Genomic DNA, 17,021 nt, shown 5'->3' on the forward strand with positions numbered 1-17,021 from the left:
GCCCCGGGCTCAGGTCAGGTAGCGGACCAGCATGAGCTTGAGCTCGGCCACGAGCTCCGCGCCGCGCTCCGGCGTCGCCGGCCCCAGCATGGGCAGCACCGCCTTGACCATGGCCAGCGCCATCGTCGCGTTGAGCAGCGCCCGCTCCTGCGGCAGGCCGGGCGAACGCCGCCGCAGCAGCGCCGCGATCCGCTCCGCCAGCGAGGCGTGCATGCGCTGCGCGGCCGCCGCGAGCCGATCGCCGGTGGCCGACCCGTACAGCAGCGACCAGTACGCCGGCGACTCGGCCTTGAACGCCACGCTCTCGTCCACGAGCTGCCCCACCAGTGCCTCCAGCGGGACGTCCGGGGTGACCGCGGCCAGCCGGGCCGCCCAGAACGCGTCCCGGTCGTCGGTGTAGCGGGACACCAGGCCGTCCAGGATCTCCTCCTTGTTCCGGAAGAACTGGTACAGCGAGCCGGGGGAGAGCCCGGCCCGCGCGGCGACCTGGTTCGTCGTCATGTCCGGATAGCCGATCTCGGCGATCACCGACTCCGCGGCGTCGAGGATCTCGGCCATCCGCTTCAGGCCGCGCGCCTGCCTGCGGACCGCGCGTTCAGGCATGGGCCACCTCGTTGACAAATACGAGCATTTACTTGTATTTCTGGGTTCGACAGCGAAACACGAGCAGTTTACCGAGTTTCTACCGGGAGATCCCATGCGAACCTGCCCATCGGGCCCGGCGCGGGCGGTGCCCGCGTGGCCGTGAACGTCGCCACCCGGGGCCCGCGCGCCACCGCCGAGCCGCCGCTGCGCAGGCTGGGCCACCTCCTCGTCCGCCGGCGCCGGCTCGTGCTGGCGCTGGCCGCGCTCGCGCTCGTCGTCGCGGGCGTCCTGGCCGCCGGTACGGTGTCCCGTCTCTCCCTGGCCCGCTTCGAGGCGCCGGGCTCGGAGTCCGACAGGGCCCAGGCCGAGCTCGTCCGCCGGTTCGGCACCGGCAGCCCCGACCTGGTCTTCCTGGTCACCCCGAAGTCGGGCACCGTCGACGACCCCGCGGCCGAGGCGGCGGGCCGCGCCCTCACCGACCGGATCGGCCGCTCGGACGGCGTCGCGGAGTCCTCCTCCTACTGGACCAGGGGCAGGCCCGCCACCCTGCGCAGCCAGGACGGCCGGCACGCGCTGATCGTGGTGCGCGTCCCCGGCGACGCCGACCACGTGCGGACGCGGGTGCTGCCCGAGCTGGTGCCGCGGATCGTGGGCGAGCAGGGCCCGCTCCAGGTGCGGGCCGGCGGCGGGGAGGAGGTGTTCCGCGAGACCGTGCCGCTGGCCAGGCAGGACTTCGTCCGGGCCGAGCTGGTGATCTTCCCGCTGGCGTTCGTGCTGCTCTGGCTCTACCAGCGGCGCGTGATGGCCGCCCTGGCGCCGATCCTGGCCGGGGTGGTGGCCATGATGGTCGGCCTGGCCCTGCTGCGCGGCGTCCTGGTGTTCGCGGAGGTCTCCACCTTCGCCCTGAACCTCACCCTCGCCATGGGCCTCGGGCTCGGCATCGACTACTGCCTGTTCGTCGTCCAGCGCTTCCGCGAGGAGGTGCGCGACGGACGCGACCGCGCGGCGGCCGTCGCCGGAGCCGTCGAGCACGCCGGGCGGACCGTGCTGTTCAGCGGCCTCACGGTGGCCGCCTCTCTGGCCGTGCTGCTCGCGCTGCCCTTCGACTTCCTGCGCTCGTTCGCCTACGCGGGCATCGCGGTCGTGGCCGGCGGCCTGTTCGCGGCGGTGGTCGTGCTGCCCGCCGTGCTGGCCGCGGCCGGCGGCACGATGCTGCCCAGGCCGCAGCGCCCCGGACGCGGCACGGGCCTCCGGCGCGCGAGGTGGGCCCGGGGCGCCGGGTTCTGGCACGGCCTGGCCGTCCGGGTCATGCGCCGGCCGGTGGTGTCCGGCGGCCTGGCGGCGGCGCTGCTGCTGGTGCTCGCCTCGCCCTTCCTCGGCCTGCGCTTCGGCACGGCCGACGACCGCATCCTGCCGCCGGAGGCGTCCTCGCGGCAGACCCAGGAGGTCATCCGGCGGACCTTTCCGGCGGAGGAGACCGACGCCATCCAGATCGTCTCGGCGGGGGCGGCGCGGGCCGCCGACGTCCCGGCGTACGCGGCGCGGCTCTCGCGGGTTCCCGGGGTCGCCCAGGTCGACTCCGCCGCCGGCGCCCACGCGGCCGGGCGGCGGGTCGGCGACGGCGACCCGGCCCGTTTCCGCGGGCAGGGCGCCTGGCTGTCGGTGGTGCCCTCCGCCGAGGCGCTGGCCGGCGACCCGGTCCGGCTGGTGGAGGCCGTACGGGCGGTGCCGCCGCCCTTCGAGGTCCTGGTCGGCGGCTATCCCGCCGAGCTGGCCGACTACCGCGCCTCGGTCGTGGACCGCCTGCCGCTGGTGCTGGCGCTCATGCTGGGCGTCACGTTCGCCGTGCTGTTCCTGATGACCGGCAGCCTGGTGCTCCCGCTCAAGGCGACCCTGCTGAACGTCCTCAGCCTCGGCGTCATGTTCGGCGCCCTCGTCTGGGTCTTCCAGGAGGGCCACCTGGCGGGCCTGCTCGGCTTCACCCCGACCGGCACGCTCGACCCGAGCATCCCGATCCTCATGCTCTGCGTCGCCTACGGCCTGTCGATGGACTACGAGGTCTTCCTCCTGTCCAGGATCAAGGAGGAGCACGACAGGACGGGCGACACCGAGCAGGCCGTCGCCACCGGCATGCAGCGCGGCGCGCCCCTGATCACCGCGGCGGGCGGCATCCTGGCGCTCACCTTCGCCGCCTACGCCACGGCGCGGGTGGCGTTCGTGCAGATGCTCGGGGTCGGCATGGCCGTCGCGGTGCTGGCGGACGCCACCGTGATCAGGGCGGTGCTGGTGCCGAGCCTGATGCGCCTGGCCGGGCCGCTCAACTGGTGGCCGCGAGGTCGAGCGACCACATCTCCTCGGTGACCTCGGCGCCGTTCTCCACGCCCTGCTCCGCCGACTCCAGCTCGAACCCGGACGCCTGGTAGATGCGCCGCGCGCTCACCAGGCAGTCGCGCGTCCACAACGTGATCCGCCGGTAGCCCCGGGCCCTGGCGTGGCGCAGGCACTCGGCCACCAGGCGCCGCCCGATCCCGAGGCCCCTCGCCGACGGCTCGACCAGCAACATGCGCAGCTTGGCCGTCGTGTCGTCATGGTGCACGCAGAACACGCACCCGGCGCGCTCGCCGTCGACCTCGGCGATCCAGCCGGCGTCGCGGCCGGGGTCGTAGGCGCCCACGATCCTGGCCACGAGCTGCTCGAACTCGGTGCCCCAGCCGTACTCCTCGCTGTAGAGGGCGCCGTGCCGGTAGGCGACCCAGCCCAGGTCGCCCGTCCGCGGGGGCCTGATCACGTACGAACGGGCGGCGGGCTCGCCGAGCAGCCGCCTGATCGTCGCCATGCTGCCGACCAGCAGCGCCCGGTCCGCCTCGGGCAGGCCGCCGAGCAGTCGTTCGATCTCCTCGGCCGAGTGGCGGTCAAGCCCGGCGAACGTGGCGGCGCCCGCCCCGGTCAGCCGGACGAGCTGCTTGCGGGCGTCGGTGGCCGAGCGCTCGCGGGCGATCAGCCCGTCGCCCTCGAAGCGGGCCAGGATCCGGCTCAGGTAGCCCGCGTCGAGGTCGAGCAGGCCGCGCAGCTCGCCGGTCTCCATGTTCTCGGCGTGCGCGAGCTCGAACAGCACCCTGACTTCCGTCAGCGAGTAGGGCGAGTCGAGCATGCCTGCCTGGAGAACGCCGATCACTTTCGTATAGAACCGGTTGAAGGCTCTGATCTCAGAAACCCTTGCCTCCGTCAACGAACTCATTGCCCCAGTCAACCATAAGAAGGATTCCGTTGTGAACCTCTACATAGGCGGCTACGGCCCCGGCATCGTCACGGTGGGCGGCGAGCTGACCCGCGTGGCCTCGCCGTCGTTCCTGGCCGCCCACCCCACCCTGCCCGTGCTGTACGCGGCCGGCGAACTGCAGCGCGGCTGGCTCACCGCCTTCACCACCGAGGGCGGCCTGTCCCCGCTGGACGAACGGTCCAGCGACGGCGACAGCCCCTGCCACGTCGCCGTCCACCCCTCGGGCAGCCTGCTGGCCGTGGCCAACTACGGCGACGGCACCGCCGGCCTGCATCACTTGGACGAGCGGGGCGCCTTCACCGGCGACCCCGTCGTCCTGCGGCACGAGGGCTCCGGCCCCGACCCCGACCGCCAGGCCGGATCGCACGCCCACATGTGCGTCTTCCACGACGACGTCCTGCACGTCTCCGACCTGGGCACCGACGAGATCCGCCGCTACCGCCTGGACGGCTCCCCGCTTGATTTGATCGCCCTGGCCCCCGGCACGGGCCCCCGCCACTTCGCCTTCGCCGGCGACCGCCTGTACGTGGCCGGCGAGCTGGACGGCACCGTGACCCTCGTCGAGGGCGAGCGCCGCACCGTCGTGCCCGCCTCGCGCGCCGGGGGCGACAACGCGCCCAGCCACCTGCAGCTCGACGGCGACCTGGTCTACGTCGCCAACCGCGGGCCCGACACGGTCTCGGTGCTGCGCGCCGCCGACCTGTCCCCGGTGGCCGAGGTGCCCTCGGGCGGCCTCTGGCCCCGGCACTTCGCCATCGCCGGCGACCGCCTGTACGTCGCCAACCAGAACTCCGGCGAGGTGACCGTGTTCGCGCTGGAGGACGGCGTGCCCGAGCCGGCCGGTCAGTCGTACGAGGTGCCCAGCCCGTCCTGCGTGCTGCCCGCGTAGGAACGCCGGGAAGGGCGCGGCCCGGTGTAAGGATCTGGCCAAGTCGTGGCCCGGCCCCGTGGCGGGTTACGACGATGGCCGGGTGCGCAAGCTCCTGCTGCTCCTCACCCTGTTGATCGCCGTCCTGCCGGCCGCCGGATGCGGCGGCGGTCCCGTGCGGCCGGCGCCGTCCGCGTCGCCCGCGCCGCCCGTCCCGCAGCCCTCGGAGACGGGCCGGCCGTCGCCGCCGGTGAACGCGGGGGAGTCCTGGCGGATCACCACCCGCGGGACCGACCACGAGATCGAGGGCTACGCCGACCACGTGAGCGTGCTGCCCGGCCGGCCCTTCGCCCTGCACGTCTCCACCACCGCCCCGCGCTTCACCGCCGGCGCGTTCAGGATGGGGGCGCATCCGGCCAAGGTGTGGGAGTCCCCGCAGGTGGAGGGCGTGCGCCAGCCTCCGGCCAGGACCGTGGACGGCACAGTGACCGCCGCCCGCTGGAAACCCTCGCTCACCGTGGACACCCGCGGCTGGACGGAGGGCGCGTACCTGATCAGGCTCGACGCCTCGACCGGCGCCCAGCGGTACGTGCCGATCACCGTCCGCTCGGCCTCCACCCGGGGCCGCGTGGTGCTGGTGAACGCGGTCACCACCTGGCAGGCGTACAACCTGTGGGGCGGCCGCAGCCTGTACCTGGGCCCCGGCGGGTTCGCCGGCCGCTCCCGCGAGGTCACCTTCGACCGCCCGTACGACGGCGGCGGCGCCCGCCTGTTCCTCGACTTCGAGCAGTCGGCCCTGGCCGTCGCCGAGCGCAGCGGCGTGCCCCTGGCCTACCTCACCAGCCTCGACCTCGGCCCCGGCGTGCTGGACGGGGCCAGGGCCGTGGTCTCGCTCGGCCACGACGAGTACTGGTCGCCCGCCATGCGCACGGCCGTCACGAAGGCCAGGGACAGCGGGACGAACCTCGCCTTCCTCGGCGCGAACGCCGTCTACTGGCGCATCGCGATCAAGGGCAGGACGGTCGCCTGCGACAAGGAACGGCTCTGCCCGCTGTGGCGGGACTCCCGCCCGGAGAGCGCCCTGGTGGGCCAGATGTACGACTGCTTCCCCGCCCAGGGCGCCTACACGGTCCGCAGGCCGGGCCACTGGATCTTCGCGGGCACCCGGGGACGGCGCTTCCCCGGCATGGTCGGCCCGGAGACCGACAAGGTCTCGCGCGGCTCACCGAAGGGCGTGCAGGTGCTGGCCGACTCGCCGTTCTCGTGCGGAGGACGCGGGACGACGTCGCAGAGCACGTACTACACGGCGCCGAGCGGGGCCGGGGTGTTCGCCTCGGGCACGATGCGCTGGGTGTGCGCGATGCGCGGCAAGCACTGCGGCCACGGCGTCCCGGAGTCCGCGGCCGCCTTCACCCGCCGCGCCACGGCGAACGTGCTCACCCGGTTCGCCGCCGGCCCGGCCGGGCTCTCCGGTCACCCCGCCCACCCTCCGCAGGGCCGCGCGGGCCCGCCACGGAACGCCGCCCCAGGGAGCGGCCTGAGGGCGGCCCCGGGGGCGGCCCCGGGGGCGGCTATGAGCGGCGCTCGCGCAGGACAGCCGCCAGCCGGTCCCTGATCTCCCGCTCGGCCGCCTCCTTGTGCACGCCGAGGTCGGCCAGGGCCCGCACCACCGGGCCCTCCTCCAGGGAGAGCACGCCGAGCAGCAGGTGCTCGGTGCCGACGTAGTTGTGCCCGAGCCGCAGGGCCTCGCGCAGGGTCAGCTCCAGCGCCTTGGTGCTCTGCGCGGAGAACGGCAGGGTGACGGGCGACTGCCCGCCACCGGGCCCCATGGCCGCCGTGACGGCCTCCCTGACCGCCTCGGGGGAGGCCCCGAGCGTGGCCATGGTCGAGGCCGCCAGCGCCTCGGGTACGTGCAGCAGCCCGAGCACCAGGTGCCCGACCTCGATGTGGTCGTGCCCCGCCAGGCGCGCCTCCTCCTGGGACTTGACCACCGCGACCCGGGCCTTGTCGGTGTAGCGGGCGTAGTTGCGCAGGTCGTCGGCCAGGGAGCCGCTCTCCTTGACCACGAACCGCTTCTGCGCGGCCTGCTTGGTCACGCCCATGCTGCGGCCGATGTCGGTCCAGGAGGCGCCGGAGTGGCGGGCGTGGTCCACGAAGTGGCCGATCAGGTGGTCGGCCACCTCTCCGAGGTGCTCGCCCAGCGTGACGGCGTCGGAGAGCTGGCCGAGCGGGTCGCCGTCCGGATGACGGCTCTTGATGGCGGCGATGAGGTCGTCGAGACGTACGGTTTCATCCATGCGTCAACCATAGGTTGACGGTGCCCCATCGTCAACCCTGGGTTGACGCTCACGCCTTCCAGGAAATGATCGAGGGCCGGGCGTTTGGTCTAGACCACTGAGTGTCGCGGCAGGCACAATGCGAGCTGTCACCGAGCAATGGTTCGTGAACCCCATCGGGAGGAACCCGCCATGCGTATAGGAGTGCTCACCGGAGGCGGAGACTGTCCGGGTCTCAACGCCGTCATCAGGGCCGTGGTGCGTAAGGGGGTGAGCACGTACGGCCATGAGTTCGTGGGGTTCCGCGACGGCTGGCGCGGGCCCCTGGAAGGCGACACGATGCCGCTCGACATCCAGGCCGTACGAGGCATCCTGCCGCGGGGCGGCACCATTCTCGGATCCTCCCGTACCAACCCGATCAAGATCGAGGGCGGCGTCGACCGCATCAAGGAGAACCTCGCCGCCACCGGCGTCGACGCCCTGATCGCCATCGGCGGCGAGGACACGCTCGGCGTGGCCAAGCAGCTCTACGACCGCGACGTCAAGGTCGTGGGCGTGCCCAAGACCATCGACAACGACCTGTCCGGCACCGACTACACCTTCGGCTTCGACACCGCGGTCAACATCGCGATGGAGGCCATCGACCGGCTGCACACCACCGCCGAGTCCCACCACCGCGCGCTGATCTGCGAGGTCATGGGCCGCCACGCGGGCTGGATCGCGCTGCACGCGGGCATGGCCGGCGGCGCGAACGTGATCCTCATCCCCGAGAAGCCGTTCGACATCGACCGGGTCTGCGAGTACGTCGAGTCCCGCTTCCGCACCCGCTACTCGCCGATCATCGTCGTGGCCGAGGGCGCCCACCCGATCGAGGGCCAGATGGAGCTGCAGACCGGCACCCTCGACGCGTTCGGGCACGTCCGGCTCGGCGGCATCGGCGAGGTGCTGGCCAAGGAGATCGAGAAGCGCACCGGCAAGGAGGCCCGCACGACCGTGCTCGGCCACATCCAGCGCGGCGGCACCCCGACGGCCTACGACCGGGTGCTGGCCACCAGGTTCGGGTTGCAGGCGATCGACGCCGCGCACGAGGGCGACTACGGCACGATGGTCGCGCTGCGCGGCACCGACATCGTCCGGGTCGGGCTCGACGAGGCTACGGCCGAGCTGAAGACCGTGCCGGCGTCCCGGTACTCCGAGGCCGAGGTGTTCTTCGGGTGAGGCTCGCTACGGCTGGCTGAAAGCGGCTTGCAAGCGCCGGGCCGTACCTTCTGGGCAGCGGGGTTACCGCTTACAACCCCCCTCGGGGTACGGCTTGGGGCGCAGCGAGTCGGCGGCCCACTTTGCGCCGCAAGCCGTACCCAGGAGATAGCTCAACCGCGGGGCGCGCCGAGGTGATCCACCTCCGGCGCGCCTTGTCGCGTCCGGCCCCGTCCGAACGCTCCTCGCCGGGCGCTACCTGCGGGGCGTGCGCATCATCTGCTGCTGTTGCGGGCGGCGGGGGCCGGCCGGCGGCGTGGGGTAGGCCAGGCGCTGCTGCTGCTGGGCGGTGCGCCGGCGCAGCTCCAGGCGGGCGACCATCTCGGCGTCCTCGTGCAGCTCCTCCTCCGAGGGCGCGAGGATCACCATGAGCAGCATGGTCAGCGTGATCAGGCTGATCACGGTCATGAGCGGGACGAGGAAGTCGAGGGCGTCGGCGCCGGTGACCATGCCTGGCTCGGCGTCGACGGTGACCCGCATGGCGTACATGCCGGTGTAGTGCATGCCCGAGACGGCCACGCCCATGACCATCGCCGCGCCGGTGATCCAGACCGGCTTCTTGACCCGCAGCGTGAACCAGAGCGCGGCGGTGGCGGCCACGACGGCGATCACCACGGACCCGGCCACGATCGTGCGGTCGTAGGAGACGTGGGCGCTCATGTTCATGGCGTACATGCCGAGGTAGTGCATGCTGGCCACGCCGAGCCCGGTGAGCAGGCCGCCGCCGAGCAGCGCCAGCGCCCGGCCGCGGCCGTAGGAGACCAGGAACAGCCCGGTGCCGACCACCACGATGGCCACGGCGGCCGAGGCGACGGTGAGCGGCACGTCGTACTTGATCTGCGTGCCCTCCACCGCGAAGCCCATCATCCCGACGAAGTGCATGACCCAGATGCCGGTGCCGCCGATGGAGATGGCCGCGCCGATCAGCCAGCGCACCCGCGACGCGCCGCGGCTGGCGTGCGCCTGTGCGGTGAGCCGCAGTCCGAGCATCGAACCCAGGCACGACATCAGGTACGCCAGCAGCGGTGTGAGCGGTCCGTGGGTGAAATGATTAACAGCGGTCATATATCGACATTCCTTGTGATTAGGGGTTGACGGATTGTGTCATCCGATCCGTCCCTTCCGCATGGATAACGCAACTATCTGTCAACCGGCGTGTCGGAAACGTGAGAGGGTCTCATGAGCATCGAGGGGCCCTTCTGGCGCGCGATCGCGGTCTTCCGCGCCGCGTCGTTGCTGTACGCCGCCGTGCTGATGGCCCAGTACCGCGGGTACGAGCAGCCGGTCGCCGGCTGGCTGGTGATCGCCCTGATGGCGTTGTGGACGGCCGCAGCCACCTACGCGTACGCGTCCGAAAAGCTGCGCGGATGGCCGCTGCTGGCCATCGACCTGCTGGTGGCCCTGACCTGCCTGCTGACCTCCCCGTACGTGGAGGGCGCCCGTCAGGGCATGGCGGGCACCATGCCCGTGCCCGCCACCTGGGTCGCCGCGCCCGTCCTGGCCTGGGCCGTGTACGGCGGCAGGCGCGCGGGCGCGGTGGCGGCGGCCCTGGTCGCCGCCGCGGACCTGTGGCTGCGCGTGCGCGCCCCGGACGCGCCCGTGATGATCAACGGCGCGGTGCTGCTGTTCCTGTCAGGAGTGGTTGTCGGACACGTGGCCCGGCTGGCCAAGGAGGCCGAGGAGCGCATGCAGCGCGCGGCCGAGATGGAGGCCGCCCAGCGCGAACGCGACCGGCTGGCCCGCGACCTGCACGACTCCGTCCTCCAGGTGCTGGCCCTGGTCCAGCGGCGCGGCCGGCAGATCGGCGGCGAGGCGGCCGAGCTGGGCCGCCTGGCCGGCGAGCAGGAGGCCGCGCTGCGCGAGCTCATCGCCGCCCGCCCCGCCCCGACCGGCGCCACCGACCTGCGTTCCCTGCTCATGCAGCACGGCTCGCCGCTGGTGACGGTCTCCACCCCGGCCACCCCGCTCGTCCTGCCCACGCCGGCGGCCGAGGGCGTGGCGGCCGCGGTCGGGGCCGCCCTGGACAACGTGCGCGAGCACTGCGGCGCGGACGCGCGGGCCTGGGTGTTCGCCGAGTCCTGCGACGACGTGGTCATGGTGACCGTCCGCGACGAGGGCCCAGGCATCCCGGAGGGACGCCTGGAGCGGGCCGCCGCCGAGGGCCGTCTGGGCGTCGCGCAGTCCATCCGCGGGCGCGTCGCCGACCTGGGCGGGACGGTCGCCGTCGCCTCCACGCCGTCCGGGACCGAGATCGAGATCAGCCTTCCCTGCGGATAGGCGGGGACCGGCCCGGTTAGAGTGGCGTCATGGTGCGGGTCATGGTGGTGGACGACCATCCCATGTGGCGCGACGGCGTGGCCAGGGATCTGTCCGAGGCGGGCTACGAGGTCGTGGCCGTGGTGGGGGAGGGGCGGCAGGCGATCAGGGCGGCCGCGGCCGTACGCCCCCAGGTCGTCGTGCTGGACCTGCACCTGCCCGACATGTCCGGCGCCGAGGTGGCCGCCGGTCTGGCCGGGGCCGAGCCGGCGCCCAAGGTCCTGGTGTTGTCGGCCAGCGCCGAGCAGGACGACGTGCTGGCCGCCGTCAAGGCCGGCGCGTCCGGATATCTGGTGAAGTCGGCGAGCCGGGAGGAGTTCCTCGACGCCGTCCGCCGCACTGCCGAGGGCGACGCCGTCTTCACGCCGGGCCTGGCCGGGCTGGTGCTCGGGGAGTACCGGCGGCTGGCCGCGCGTCCCGCCGCCGGACGCGCGGCCGACGACGGCCCGAGGCTGACCGAGCGCGAGACGGAGGTGCTCAGGCTGGTCGCCAAGGGCCTGACCTACCGGCAGGTCGCCGACCGCCTGGTGCTCTCGCACCGCACGGTCCAGAACCACGTGCAGAACACGCTGAGCAAGCTCCAGCTGCACAACCGGGTGGAACTGGTCCGATATGCGATCGAGCAGGGCCTCGACGCGGACTAAACTCGATGGGTCGCGGCGTTGCCTTCCTACGGCCGCGCTTTCCCGTCTTCCCCGGAGGTTCCACCATGACGATGTCCGCCCTGGGCGAGCCATGCGTTCTGCTCAAGCTGGGCGAGATCGTTCTCAAGGGCAAGAACCGTGAGCTGTTCGAGCGCCGCCTGATCGACAACATCCGCTTCGCGCTCCAGGATCTCGGCCTCAAGACGGACGTGCGCAGGCGCCACGGCGTCGTCGCGATCTTCCTGCCCGAGGGGTCGGACGTCGAGCAGGCCGACGCGGTGGCCCGGCGGGTCGCCGACGTGCCCGGCCTGGTGTGGATCCACCGCGCCTGGCGGGTGGCCAAAGACCCCGACAGCGTGCTCAAGGCCGGCCTGGAACTGATCCGCGACCGCGAGGAGGTCGCGCGCGGGGCCCGTTTCGCGGTGCGCTCCCGCCGCCGCGACAAGCGCTTCCCGCTGCGCTCCAACGAGCTCGACCGGCTCGTCGGCGGCGCGATCAACGACGAGTACCACCTGCCCGTCGATCTGAAGAACCCCGAGCTGACCGTCTTCATCGAGGTCGACCGGGACGAGGTGTTCGTCTTCACCGACGGCATCCCCGGCCAGGGCGGCCTGCCGGTCGGCAGCAGCGGCCGGGCGCTGGTGCTCATGTCGGGCGGCATCGACTCGCCGGTGGCGGCCTACCGGATGATGAAGCGCGGCCTCCACGTCGACTTCCTGCACTTCTCCGGCATCCCGTTCACCACCTCCGAGTCGATCTACAAGGCGTACGCGCTGGTCAGGAAGCTCGACAGGTTCCAGGGCAGGTCGCGGCTGTGGGTGGTGCCGTTCGGCAAGGCGCAGCAGTCGATCCGCAACTCGGGCCAGGACCGCCTGGCCGTGATCGCCCAGCGGCGGCTCATGCTGAAGACGGCCGAGGAGGTCGCCCACCGCATCCGCGCCGGCGCGCTGATCACCGGCGACGCGCTCGGCCAGGTCTCCTCCCAGACGCTGGCCAACATCACCGCCCAGGACAACGCGGTCGAGCTGCCGATCCTGCGCCCGCTCGTGGGCTGGGACAAGACCGAGATCATGGCCGAGGCCCGGCGCATCGGCACGCTGGAGATCTCGGAGCTGCCCGACGAGGACTGCTGCTCCCTGCTGGCTCCCAAGCGCGCCGAGACGCGGGCCAAGATCGACGACCTCAAGCAGATCGAGAAGCGGCTCGACGCCGAGGAGCTGTGCGTGCAGCTCGCCGACTCGATCCAGGAGTACACGCTGTAGCTCAGGCCGCGTCGACCTTGAACGGGTCGTGCTCGGCCAGCAGCTTGTCCAGCCTGGCCTGGTCCACGCGGTTGGTGACCTCCACCAGCTCCTGCCGGTCGCGTACGACCTTGCACAGGTTGATCGTGGAGGTGACCACGTACAGCAGGCCGAGCGCGAGGAACGCCCTGATCCAGCCGGAGGCCGGCAGGTAGATCAGGGCGATCACCACGGACGACACGGCGACGGCGAACGACAGGACCGCCTGGACGTAGAACGCGGCGGTCTGTGTGGGACGGATGGGCTTGCTCATGAGTTCATGGTGATCTCGCAGGCCAGGCCGTCGCATGGGGTTTCGTACTCAAGTTACTCCTGAGTACGAAAGGCCCGGCGCCAGCCCCGGACGCGGGACGCGGGCGGGCCGATGGCAGGATGGCCCAAGACGCGAGATCGGTGAGGGGAGTGATCGTGGAGGAGTCGCGCCTGCCTCCAGGCCAGTACGTCCCGCGCGGCCGCCCCGTGATCCACTACGGCAGGGTGCCCGCGTTCAAGCCGGACAGCTGGGACTTCCGCGTCTTCGGCGCCACGGCCTCCGGCGAGGAGCACTGCCTGACATGGGCGGACTTCGAGCTGCTGCCCCGGGACACGCGCATCGCCGACTTCCACTGCGTCACCAAGTTCTCCCTCATGGCCAACGAGTGGCGGGGCGTCACCCCGGCCACGATCATGGAGCTGGCGCCGCCCGACCCCGGCGTGCGCCACGTCATGATCTGGGCCGAGTACGGCTACAGCGCCAACCTCCGCATGTCCGACTTCGCCGCTCCTGACACCCTGTTCGCCACCGAGCTGGACGAGAAGCCGCTCAGCCCCGACCGCGGTTTCCCCGTGCGCATCGTGGTCCCCCACCTGTACGCGTGGAAGAGCGTCAAGTGGGTGCGCGCCGTCGAATACCTCCTGGAGGACCGGCGGGGTTTCTGGGAGGAGCGCGGATACCACAACCTGGCCGATCCCTGGCGCGAACAGCGCTACTCCTACCAGGAGGAACCCGGCGAGGGCCCCCCGTAGACTTCGCTCCGGGTTTCCACCCGAACACGACCGGTTATTGGCTACGGTTTGGCGCATGCAGACCACCGCATGCGTGGCGCTCTCCCTTCTGATCTTCCTCCTCGGCTACGCCTGCGCCAGGACGCGCCGCCCTGCGCTCCCCGACGGCGGCGGCAAGCACGAGGCCACCTTCACCGCGTTGCACGTCGCGGGGCTGGCCGCGCCCGCCCTGCGCGCCGGGCTCGACCGCGACTCGGCGCGCAAGGCCGTCCGCCACCTGCACGCGCTGCTCGGCACCCGCGCCGTCGCGATCACCTCCACCGACGCCGCGCTGGCCTGGGACGGCCCGTGCACCGACGACGTGCTCACCTACGCCCGCACCACCCTGGCCGCCGGGCGTGCGCAGGTGTTCGCCGGGCGGCCGTACGGGGCCGTGGTGGTGCCGCTGACCGTGGACGACACGGTCGTCGGCACGCTGGCGGCCTTCGACGAGGAGGTCAGCGCGGCGCTCGTGCGCACCGTGACCGAGCTGGGCCGCTGGGTGTCGGGGCAGCTGGAGCTGGCCGACCTCGACGCCTCCCGAAGGCGGGCGCTGGAGGCCGAGATGCGCGCGTTGCGCGCCCAGATCTCGCCGCACTTCGTCTACAACGCGCTGACCACGATCGCCTCGTTCGTCCGGACGAACCCCAAGCGCGCCCGCGAGCTGCTGCTCGACTTCGCCGACTTCTCCCGTTACGCCCTGCGCAGGGCCCACGACTTCACCACCCTGGCCGACGAGCTGACCTGCGTCGACCGGTACCTGCTGCTGGAGCGTGCCCGCTTCGGCGACAAACTGCGCTTCAGCATGCAGGTCGCGCCCGAGGTGCTGCCGGTGCCGGTGCCGTTCCTGTGCCTGCAACCGCTGGTGGAGAACGCCATCAAGCACGGCATGCGGGGCCGGCGCGGCGGCGGCGAGGTGCGGGTCGTGGTCCGCGACGCCGGCCCCGAGGCCCACATCACCGTCGAGGACGACGGCACCGGCATGGACCCCGAGTGCGCCCGGCGCATGCTCGACGGCGAACCGGCCCGCGAGGGCGGCGGCATCGGCCTGGCCAACGTGGACCTGCGCATGCGCCAGATCTACGGCGACGGCTACGGCCTCGTCGTGGAGACCGCCCTCGGCGCCGGCACCCGGGTACGGCTGCGCGTCCCGAAGACGCAATTTAGCTCATTGTAGCCAATTCATTACCCTGGGCTGGCGTGTCGCTTGTGACATTTGCTTTCATACGGCAGCGTGGAGGCCATGCTGAGGGTCCTGGCAGTCGACGACGAGGTGCCCGCTCTTGAGGAGCTCGCCTACCTGCTGCGCCAGGACACGAGAATCGAACATGTCGCGACCGCGGCCGACGGCGTCACCGCGCTGCAGGACATGGTGCAGATGATCGGCGGCGGCGAGCGGCTCGACGCGATCTTCCTCGACATCCGGATGCCGGGCCTCGACGGGCTCGACCTCGCCCGGCTGGTCGGTGGCTTCCCCAGCCCGCCCAAGCTGGTGTTCGTCACCGCGCACGAGGAGTGCGCGGTGCAGGCGTTCGAGCTGGAGGCCGTCGACTACCTGCTCAAACCGGTCCGGGCCGAGCGCCTGGCGGAGGCGGTCAGGCGGCTGGAGGCGGCCTCCGCGCCGCTCGCCGAGCCGAGCCAGGACGACGTGATCCCGGTCGAGCTGGGCGGGCGCACCAGATTCGTGCCGCAGCAGGCCGTCTGGTTCGCCGAGGCCAAGGGCGACTACGTGCGGCTGCACACCGGCGACGGCAGCTACCTCGTCCGCATGTCGCTGGCCGCGCTCGAACGCCGCTGGTCGGAGGCGGGGTTCCTGCGCGTCCACCGCAGCACCCTGGTCTCGGCCCGGCACGTCAGCGAGCTGCGCTTCGAGGGCGGCCGGGTCACGCTCACCGTCGGCACCGAGACGTTGCAGGTCAGCCGGCGGCACAGCCGCCAGGTGCGCGAGCAGCTCGTCCGCCAGCATCGCGGCGTCTTCTCCTGACCGCCGGCCCGCAGGCGTCCCTGCGGGCTGGTGCCAATGGGTAGGCGTGAAGCTGGGCGTGTCCGGCGGGCGCCGGGCCCCGGCGGCCGGACGGTCGTGCCGCCGCGATGGTAAAGGATTTCCCAGGTCACGTCGGGGTCAGGCCCCTGGGGCCGGTTCCTGCGATGCCCTCCGGGTGCCCGCCGCCCTCTGGGGAGGACCCATGAACCTGCCGTTCGTCGCTCCCCGGTGACCGCTCGCCGTCCGGCCACCCTCCGTATGTCGATGACTACAGACCGTTCAGCGAGCTGGCCGTGAACAGGGTTTCGCCCACAAGATCGCGACCGTAGTGTTTCGGCATCGAAGCCACCCGGCGCATCGGGGGGGACGGGCCGCAAGGCCCAAGCAAGGGCCTGATGCGCCGGCTTCATCGGTGACCAGCCAGGTCACCACGGCTGTCGGGCCTTTGACCGGGGGGTAGGGCCCGCCTGCCGATCAGGTGAAGGGGCGCCTGCGGAGGCCACGGACCCCGGCCCCGCGATCCGGCCTTCGGGGGCGGCCGGATCGTGCGAGCAGGCGCCCCTCTCACGATCGACGACCAGGGCTTTCGTCCCCGTCACCGGGGACGAGCCGGGTCAGCCCTCGTCGCGCAGCTTCTTCAGCAGCTCGATGTCCTCACGGTGCTTGTCGGCCTTGCCGGGCGTCTCGATGCAGATCGGCACACCCGCCACCGCCGGATGCCGCATGATCTCGGCGAACGGCTGCGCGCCGATGTGGCCCGCGCCGATGTTCTCGTGACGGTCCTTCTTGGCCCCGCACACGTCTTTGCTGTCGTTGGCGTGGATGAGCTTGAGCCGGCCGGGCGCCAGGGCGTGCAGGGCGTCGAACGTCTCCCGCACCCCGCCCTCGGCGGCCAGGTCGTGGCCGGCGGCGAAGGCGTGGCAGGTGTCGAGGCAGACGCAGGCCCGCGGGTGCCAGTCGAGCGCGGCGAGATAGGGCTCCAGGTCCTGGACGGTCGCGCAGAGCATCGCGCCCTGGCCCGCCATGGGCTCCAGCAGCAGGTCGGGGCCGCCCTCGGGGATCTCGTCGAGCAGCGGGAGCAGGGTCTCGTGGATCTGCCGCAGCGCGTCGTCGCGCGACTGGGTGACGGCCGAGCCGGTGTGGACCACGACGCCCTTGGCGCCGGTCTCGACCCCGCGCCGCAGCCCGTGGCGGACGACCGCGATGGAGTTGGCCAGCGTCTCGGGGTTGGGCGAGCCGAAGTTCACCAGGTACGGCACGTGGATGAACGCGGTGACGCCGGACTCGGCCAGCTTGGCGTCCTCGGCGGGCTTGCCGTCGTTGAGCGCCCAGCCGCGCGGGTTGGTGACGAACACCTGGATCATCTCGGCGCCGATCTCGGCCATGTACTTCAGGCCGCCGGTCGCCAGGCCGCCGGTGACGGACACGTGCCCGCCGATCAGGGATGTCAAGGTCATGATGGCTCCCAGTGTAGGCGCAGCTCAGGG

At 72.2% G+C, this 17,021-nt stretch carries 16 protein-coding genes; 10 read left to right on the top strand and 6 right to left on the bottom strand.

What is annotated here, in order from left to right; genetic code table 11:
* Window positions 1-9: 9 nt before the first annotated feature.
* Window positions 10-603 (bottom strand): TetR/AcrR family transcriptional regulator, encoded by a 594-nt coding sequence (locus ABZ444_RS05770; RefSeq protein ID WP_357993200.1) that lies wholly within the window; start codon window positions 601-603, stop codon window positions 10-12.
* A gap of 135 nt (window positions 604-738) precedes the next feature.
* On the opposite strand from ABZ444_RS05770, the gene ABZ444_RS05775 reads away from it, so the two are divergent.
* Window positions 739-2,946 (top strand): MMPL family transporter, encoded by a 2,208-nt coding sequence (locus ABZ444_RS05775; protein WP_357993203.1) that lies wholly within the window; start codon window positions 739-741, stop codon window positions 2,944-2,946.
* Here the strand turns inward: ABZ444_RS05775 and ABZ444_RS05780 are convergent.
* Window positions 2,903-3,760, bottom strand: coding sequence for a helix-turn-helix domain-containing GNAT family N-acetyltransferase (locus ABZ444_RS05780; protein ID WP_357993206.1), 858 nt, complete (start codon window positions 3,758-3,760; stop codon window positions 2,903-2,905). The genes ABZ444_RS05775 and ABZ444_RS05780 overlap by 44 nt on opposite strands.
* Before the next feature lie 94 nt (window positions 3,761-3,854).
* Between ABZ444_RS05780 and ABZ444_RS05785 the strand changes: the two genes are divergently transcribed.
* Both ABZ444_RS05785 and ABZ444_RS05790 read left to right on the top strand, forming a co-directional pair.
* Entirely contained in the window at window positions 3,855-4,754 is a 900-nt protein-coding gene (locus ABZ444_RS05785; protein WP_357993209.1) for a beta-propeller fold lactonase family protein, read from the top strand.
* 82 nt (window positions 4,755-4,836) lie between these two features.
* The gene (locus tag ABZ444_RS05790; protein ID WP_357993212.1) at window positions 4,837-6,348 is read left to right on the top strand and encodes a N,N-dimethylformamidase beta subunit family domain-containing protein; all 1,512 of its coding nucleotides are present in this window, start codon (window positions 4,837-4,839) and stop codon (window positions 6,346-6,348) included.
* Here the strand turns inward: ABZ444_RS05790 and ABZ444_RS05795 are convergent.
* Window positions 6,305-7,030, bottom strand: coding sequence for a Clp protease N-terminal domain-containing protein (locus ABZ444_RS05795; protein ID WP_357993214.1), 726 nt, complete (start codon window positions 7,028-7,030; stop codon window positions 6,305-6,307). The genes ABZ444_RS05790 and ABZ444_RS05795 overlap by 44 nt on opposite strands.
* A gap of 171 nt (window positions 7,031-7,201) precedes the next feature.
* On the opposite strand from ABZ444_RS05795, the gene ABZ444_RS05800 reads away from it, so the two are divergent.
* Complete coding sequence (locus ABZ444_RS05800) at window positions 7,202-8,227, top strand: 6-phosphofructokinase (RefSeq protein ID WP_352331196.1); 1,026 nt, start codon at window positions 7,202-7,204, stop codon at window positions 8,225-8,227.
* Between the two features lie 234 nt (window positions 8,228-8,461).
* Here the strand turns inward: ABZ444_RS05800 and ABZ444_RS05805 are convergent, their stop codons facing one another.
* Entirely contained in the window at window positions 8,462-9,331 is an 870-nt protein-coding gene (locus tag ABZ444_RS05805) for an MHYT domain-containing protein (protein ID WP_357993217.1), read from the bottom strand.
* Window positions 9,332-9,445: 114 nt separating this feature from the next.
* Here ABZ444_RS05805 and ABZ444_RS05810 point away from each other — a divergent pair, with 114 nt between their 5' ends.
* The 3 genes from ABZ444_RS05810 to thiI all read left to right on the top strand — a co-directional run bounded on the left by ABZ444_RS05810 (window position 9,446) and on the right by thiI (window position 12,488).
* A complete protein-coding gene (locus tag ABZ444_RS05810) occupies window positions 9,446-10,543 on the top strand; it encodes a DUF5931 domain-containing protein (RefSeq protein WP_357993220.1) in 1,098 nt (365 codons plus the stop codon).
* A 29-nt stretch (window positions 10,544-10,572) separates the two neighbouring features.
* Window positions 10,573-11,226 (top strand): response regulator transcription factor, encoded by a 654-nt coding sequence (locus tag ABZ444_RS05815; protein WP_357967835.1) that lies wholly within the window; start codon window positions 10,573-10,575, stop codon window positions 11,224-11,226.
* Window positions 11,227-11,291: 65 nt separating this feature from the next.
* Window positions 11,292-12,488: a tRNA uracil 4-sulfurtransferase ThiI gene (thiI, locus tag ABZ444_RS05820; protein ID WP_357993223.1), complete on the top strand. Its 1,197-nt coding sequence runs from the start codon at window positions 11,292-11,294 to the stop codon at window positions 12,486-12,488.
* A gap of 1 nt (window position 12,489) precedes the next feature.
* Here thiI and ABZ444_RS05825 read toward each other — a convergent pair whose 3' ends face one another.
* The gene (locus ABZ444_RS05825) at window positions 12,490-12,780 is read right to left on the bottom strand and encodes a YiaA/YiaB family inner membrane protein (protein ID WP_357993226.1); all 291 of its coding nucleotides are present in this window, start codon (window positions 12,778-12,780) and stop codon (window positions 12,490-12,492) included.
* A gap of 155 nt (window positions 12,781-12,935) precedes the next feature.
* On the opposite strand from ABZ444_RS05825, the gene ABZ444_RS05830 reads away from it, so the two are divergent.
* The 3 genes from ABZ444_RS05830 (at window position 12,936) to ABZ444_RS05840 (ending at window position 15,534) form a co-directional block, all read left to right on the top strand.
* On the top strand, window positions 12,936-13,532 hold the full coding sequence (locus tag ABZ444_RS05830; RefSeq protein WP_357993229.1) for a molybdopterin-dependent oxidoreductase: 597 nt from the start codon (window positions 12,936-12,938) through the stop codon (window positions 13,530-13,532).
* Window positions 13,533-13,587: 55 nt separating this feature from the next.
* Window positions 13,588-14,727, top strand: coding sequence for a histidine kinase (locus ABZ444_RS05835; protein ID WP_357993232.1), 1,140 nt, complete (start codon window positions 13,588-13,590; stop codon window positions 14,725-14,727).
* A 66-nt stretch (window positions 14,728-14,793) separates the two neighbouring features.
* Complete coding sequence (locus ABZ444_RS05840; RefSeq protein ID WP_357967846.1) at window positions 14,794-15,534, top strand: LytTR family DNA-binding domain-containing protein; 741 nt, start codon at window positions 14,794-14,796, stop codon at window positions 15,532-15,534.
* A gap of 614 nt (window positions 15,535-16,148) precedes the next feature.
* On the opposite strand, the gene ABZ444_RS05845 is transcribed toward ABZ444_RS05840, so the two are convergent.
* A complete protein-coding gene (locus ABZ444_RS05845) occupies window positions 16,149-16,991 on the bottom strand; it encodes a deoxyribonuclease IV (RefSeq protein ID WP_357993235.1) in 843 nt (280 codons plus the stop codon).
* Between the last annotated feature and the right edge of the window lie 30 nt (window positions 16,992-17,021).

It is taken from the genome of Nonomuraea sp. NPDC005730 (assembly GCF_040630865.1).
Lineage (GTDB): Bacteria > Actinomycetota > Actinomycetes > Streptosporangiales > Streptosporangiaceae > Nonomuraea.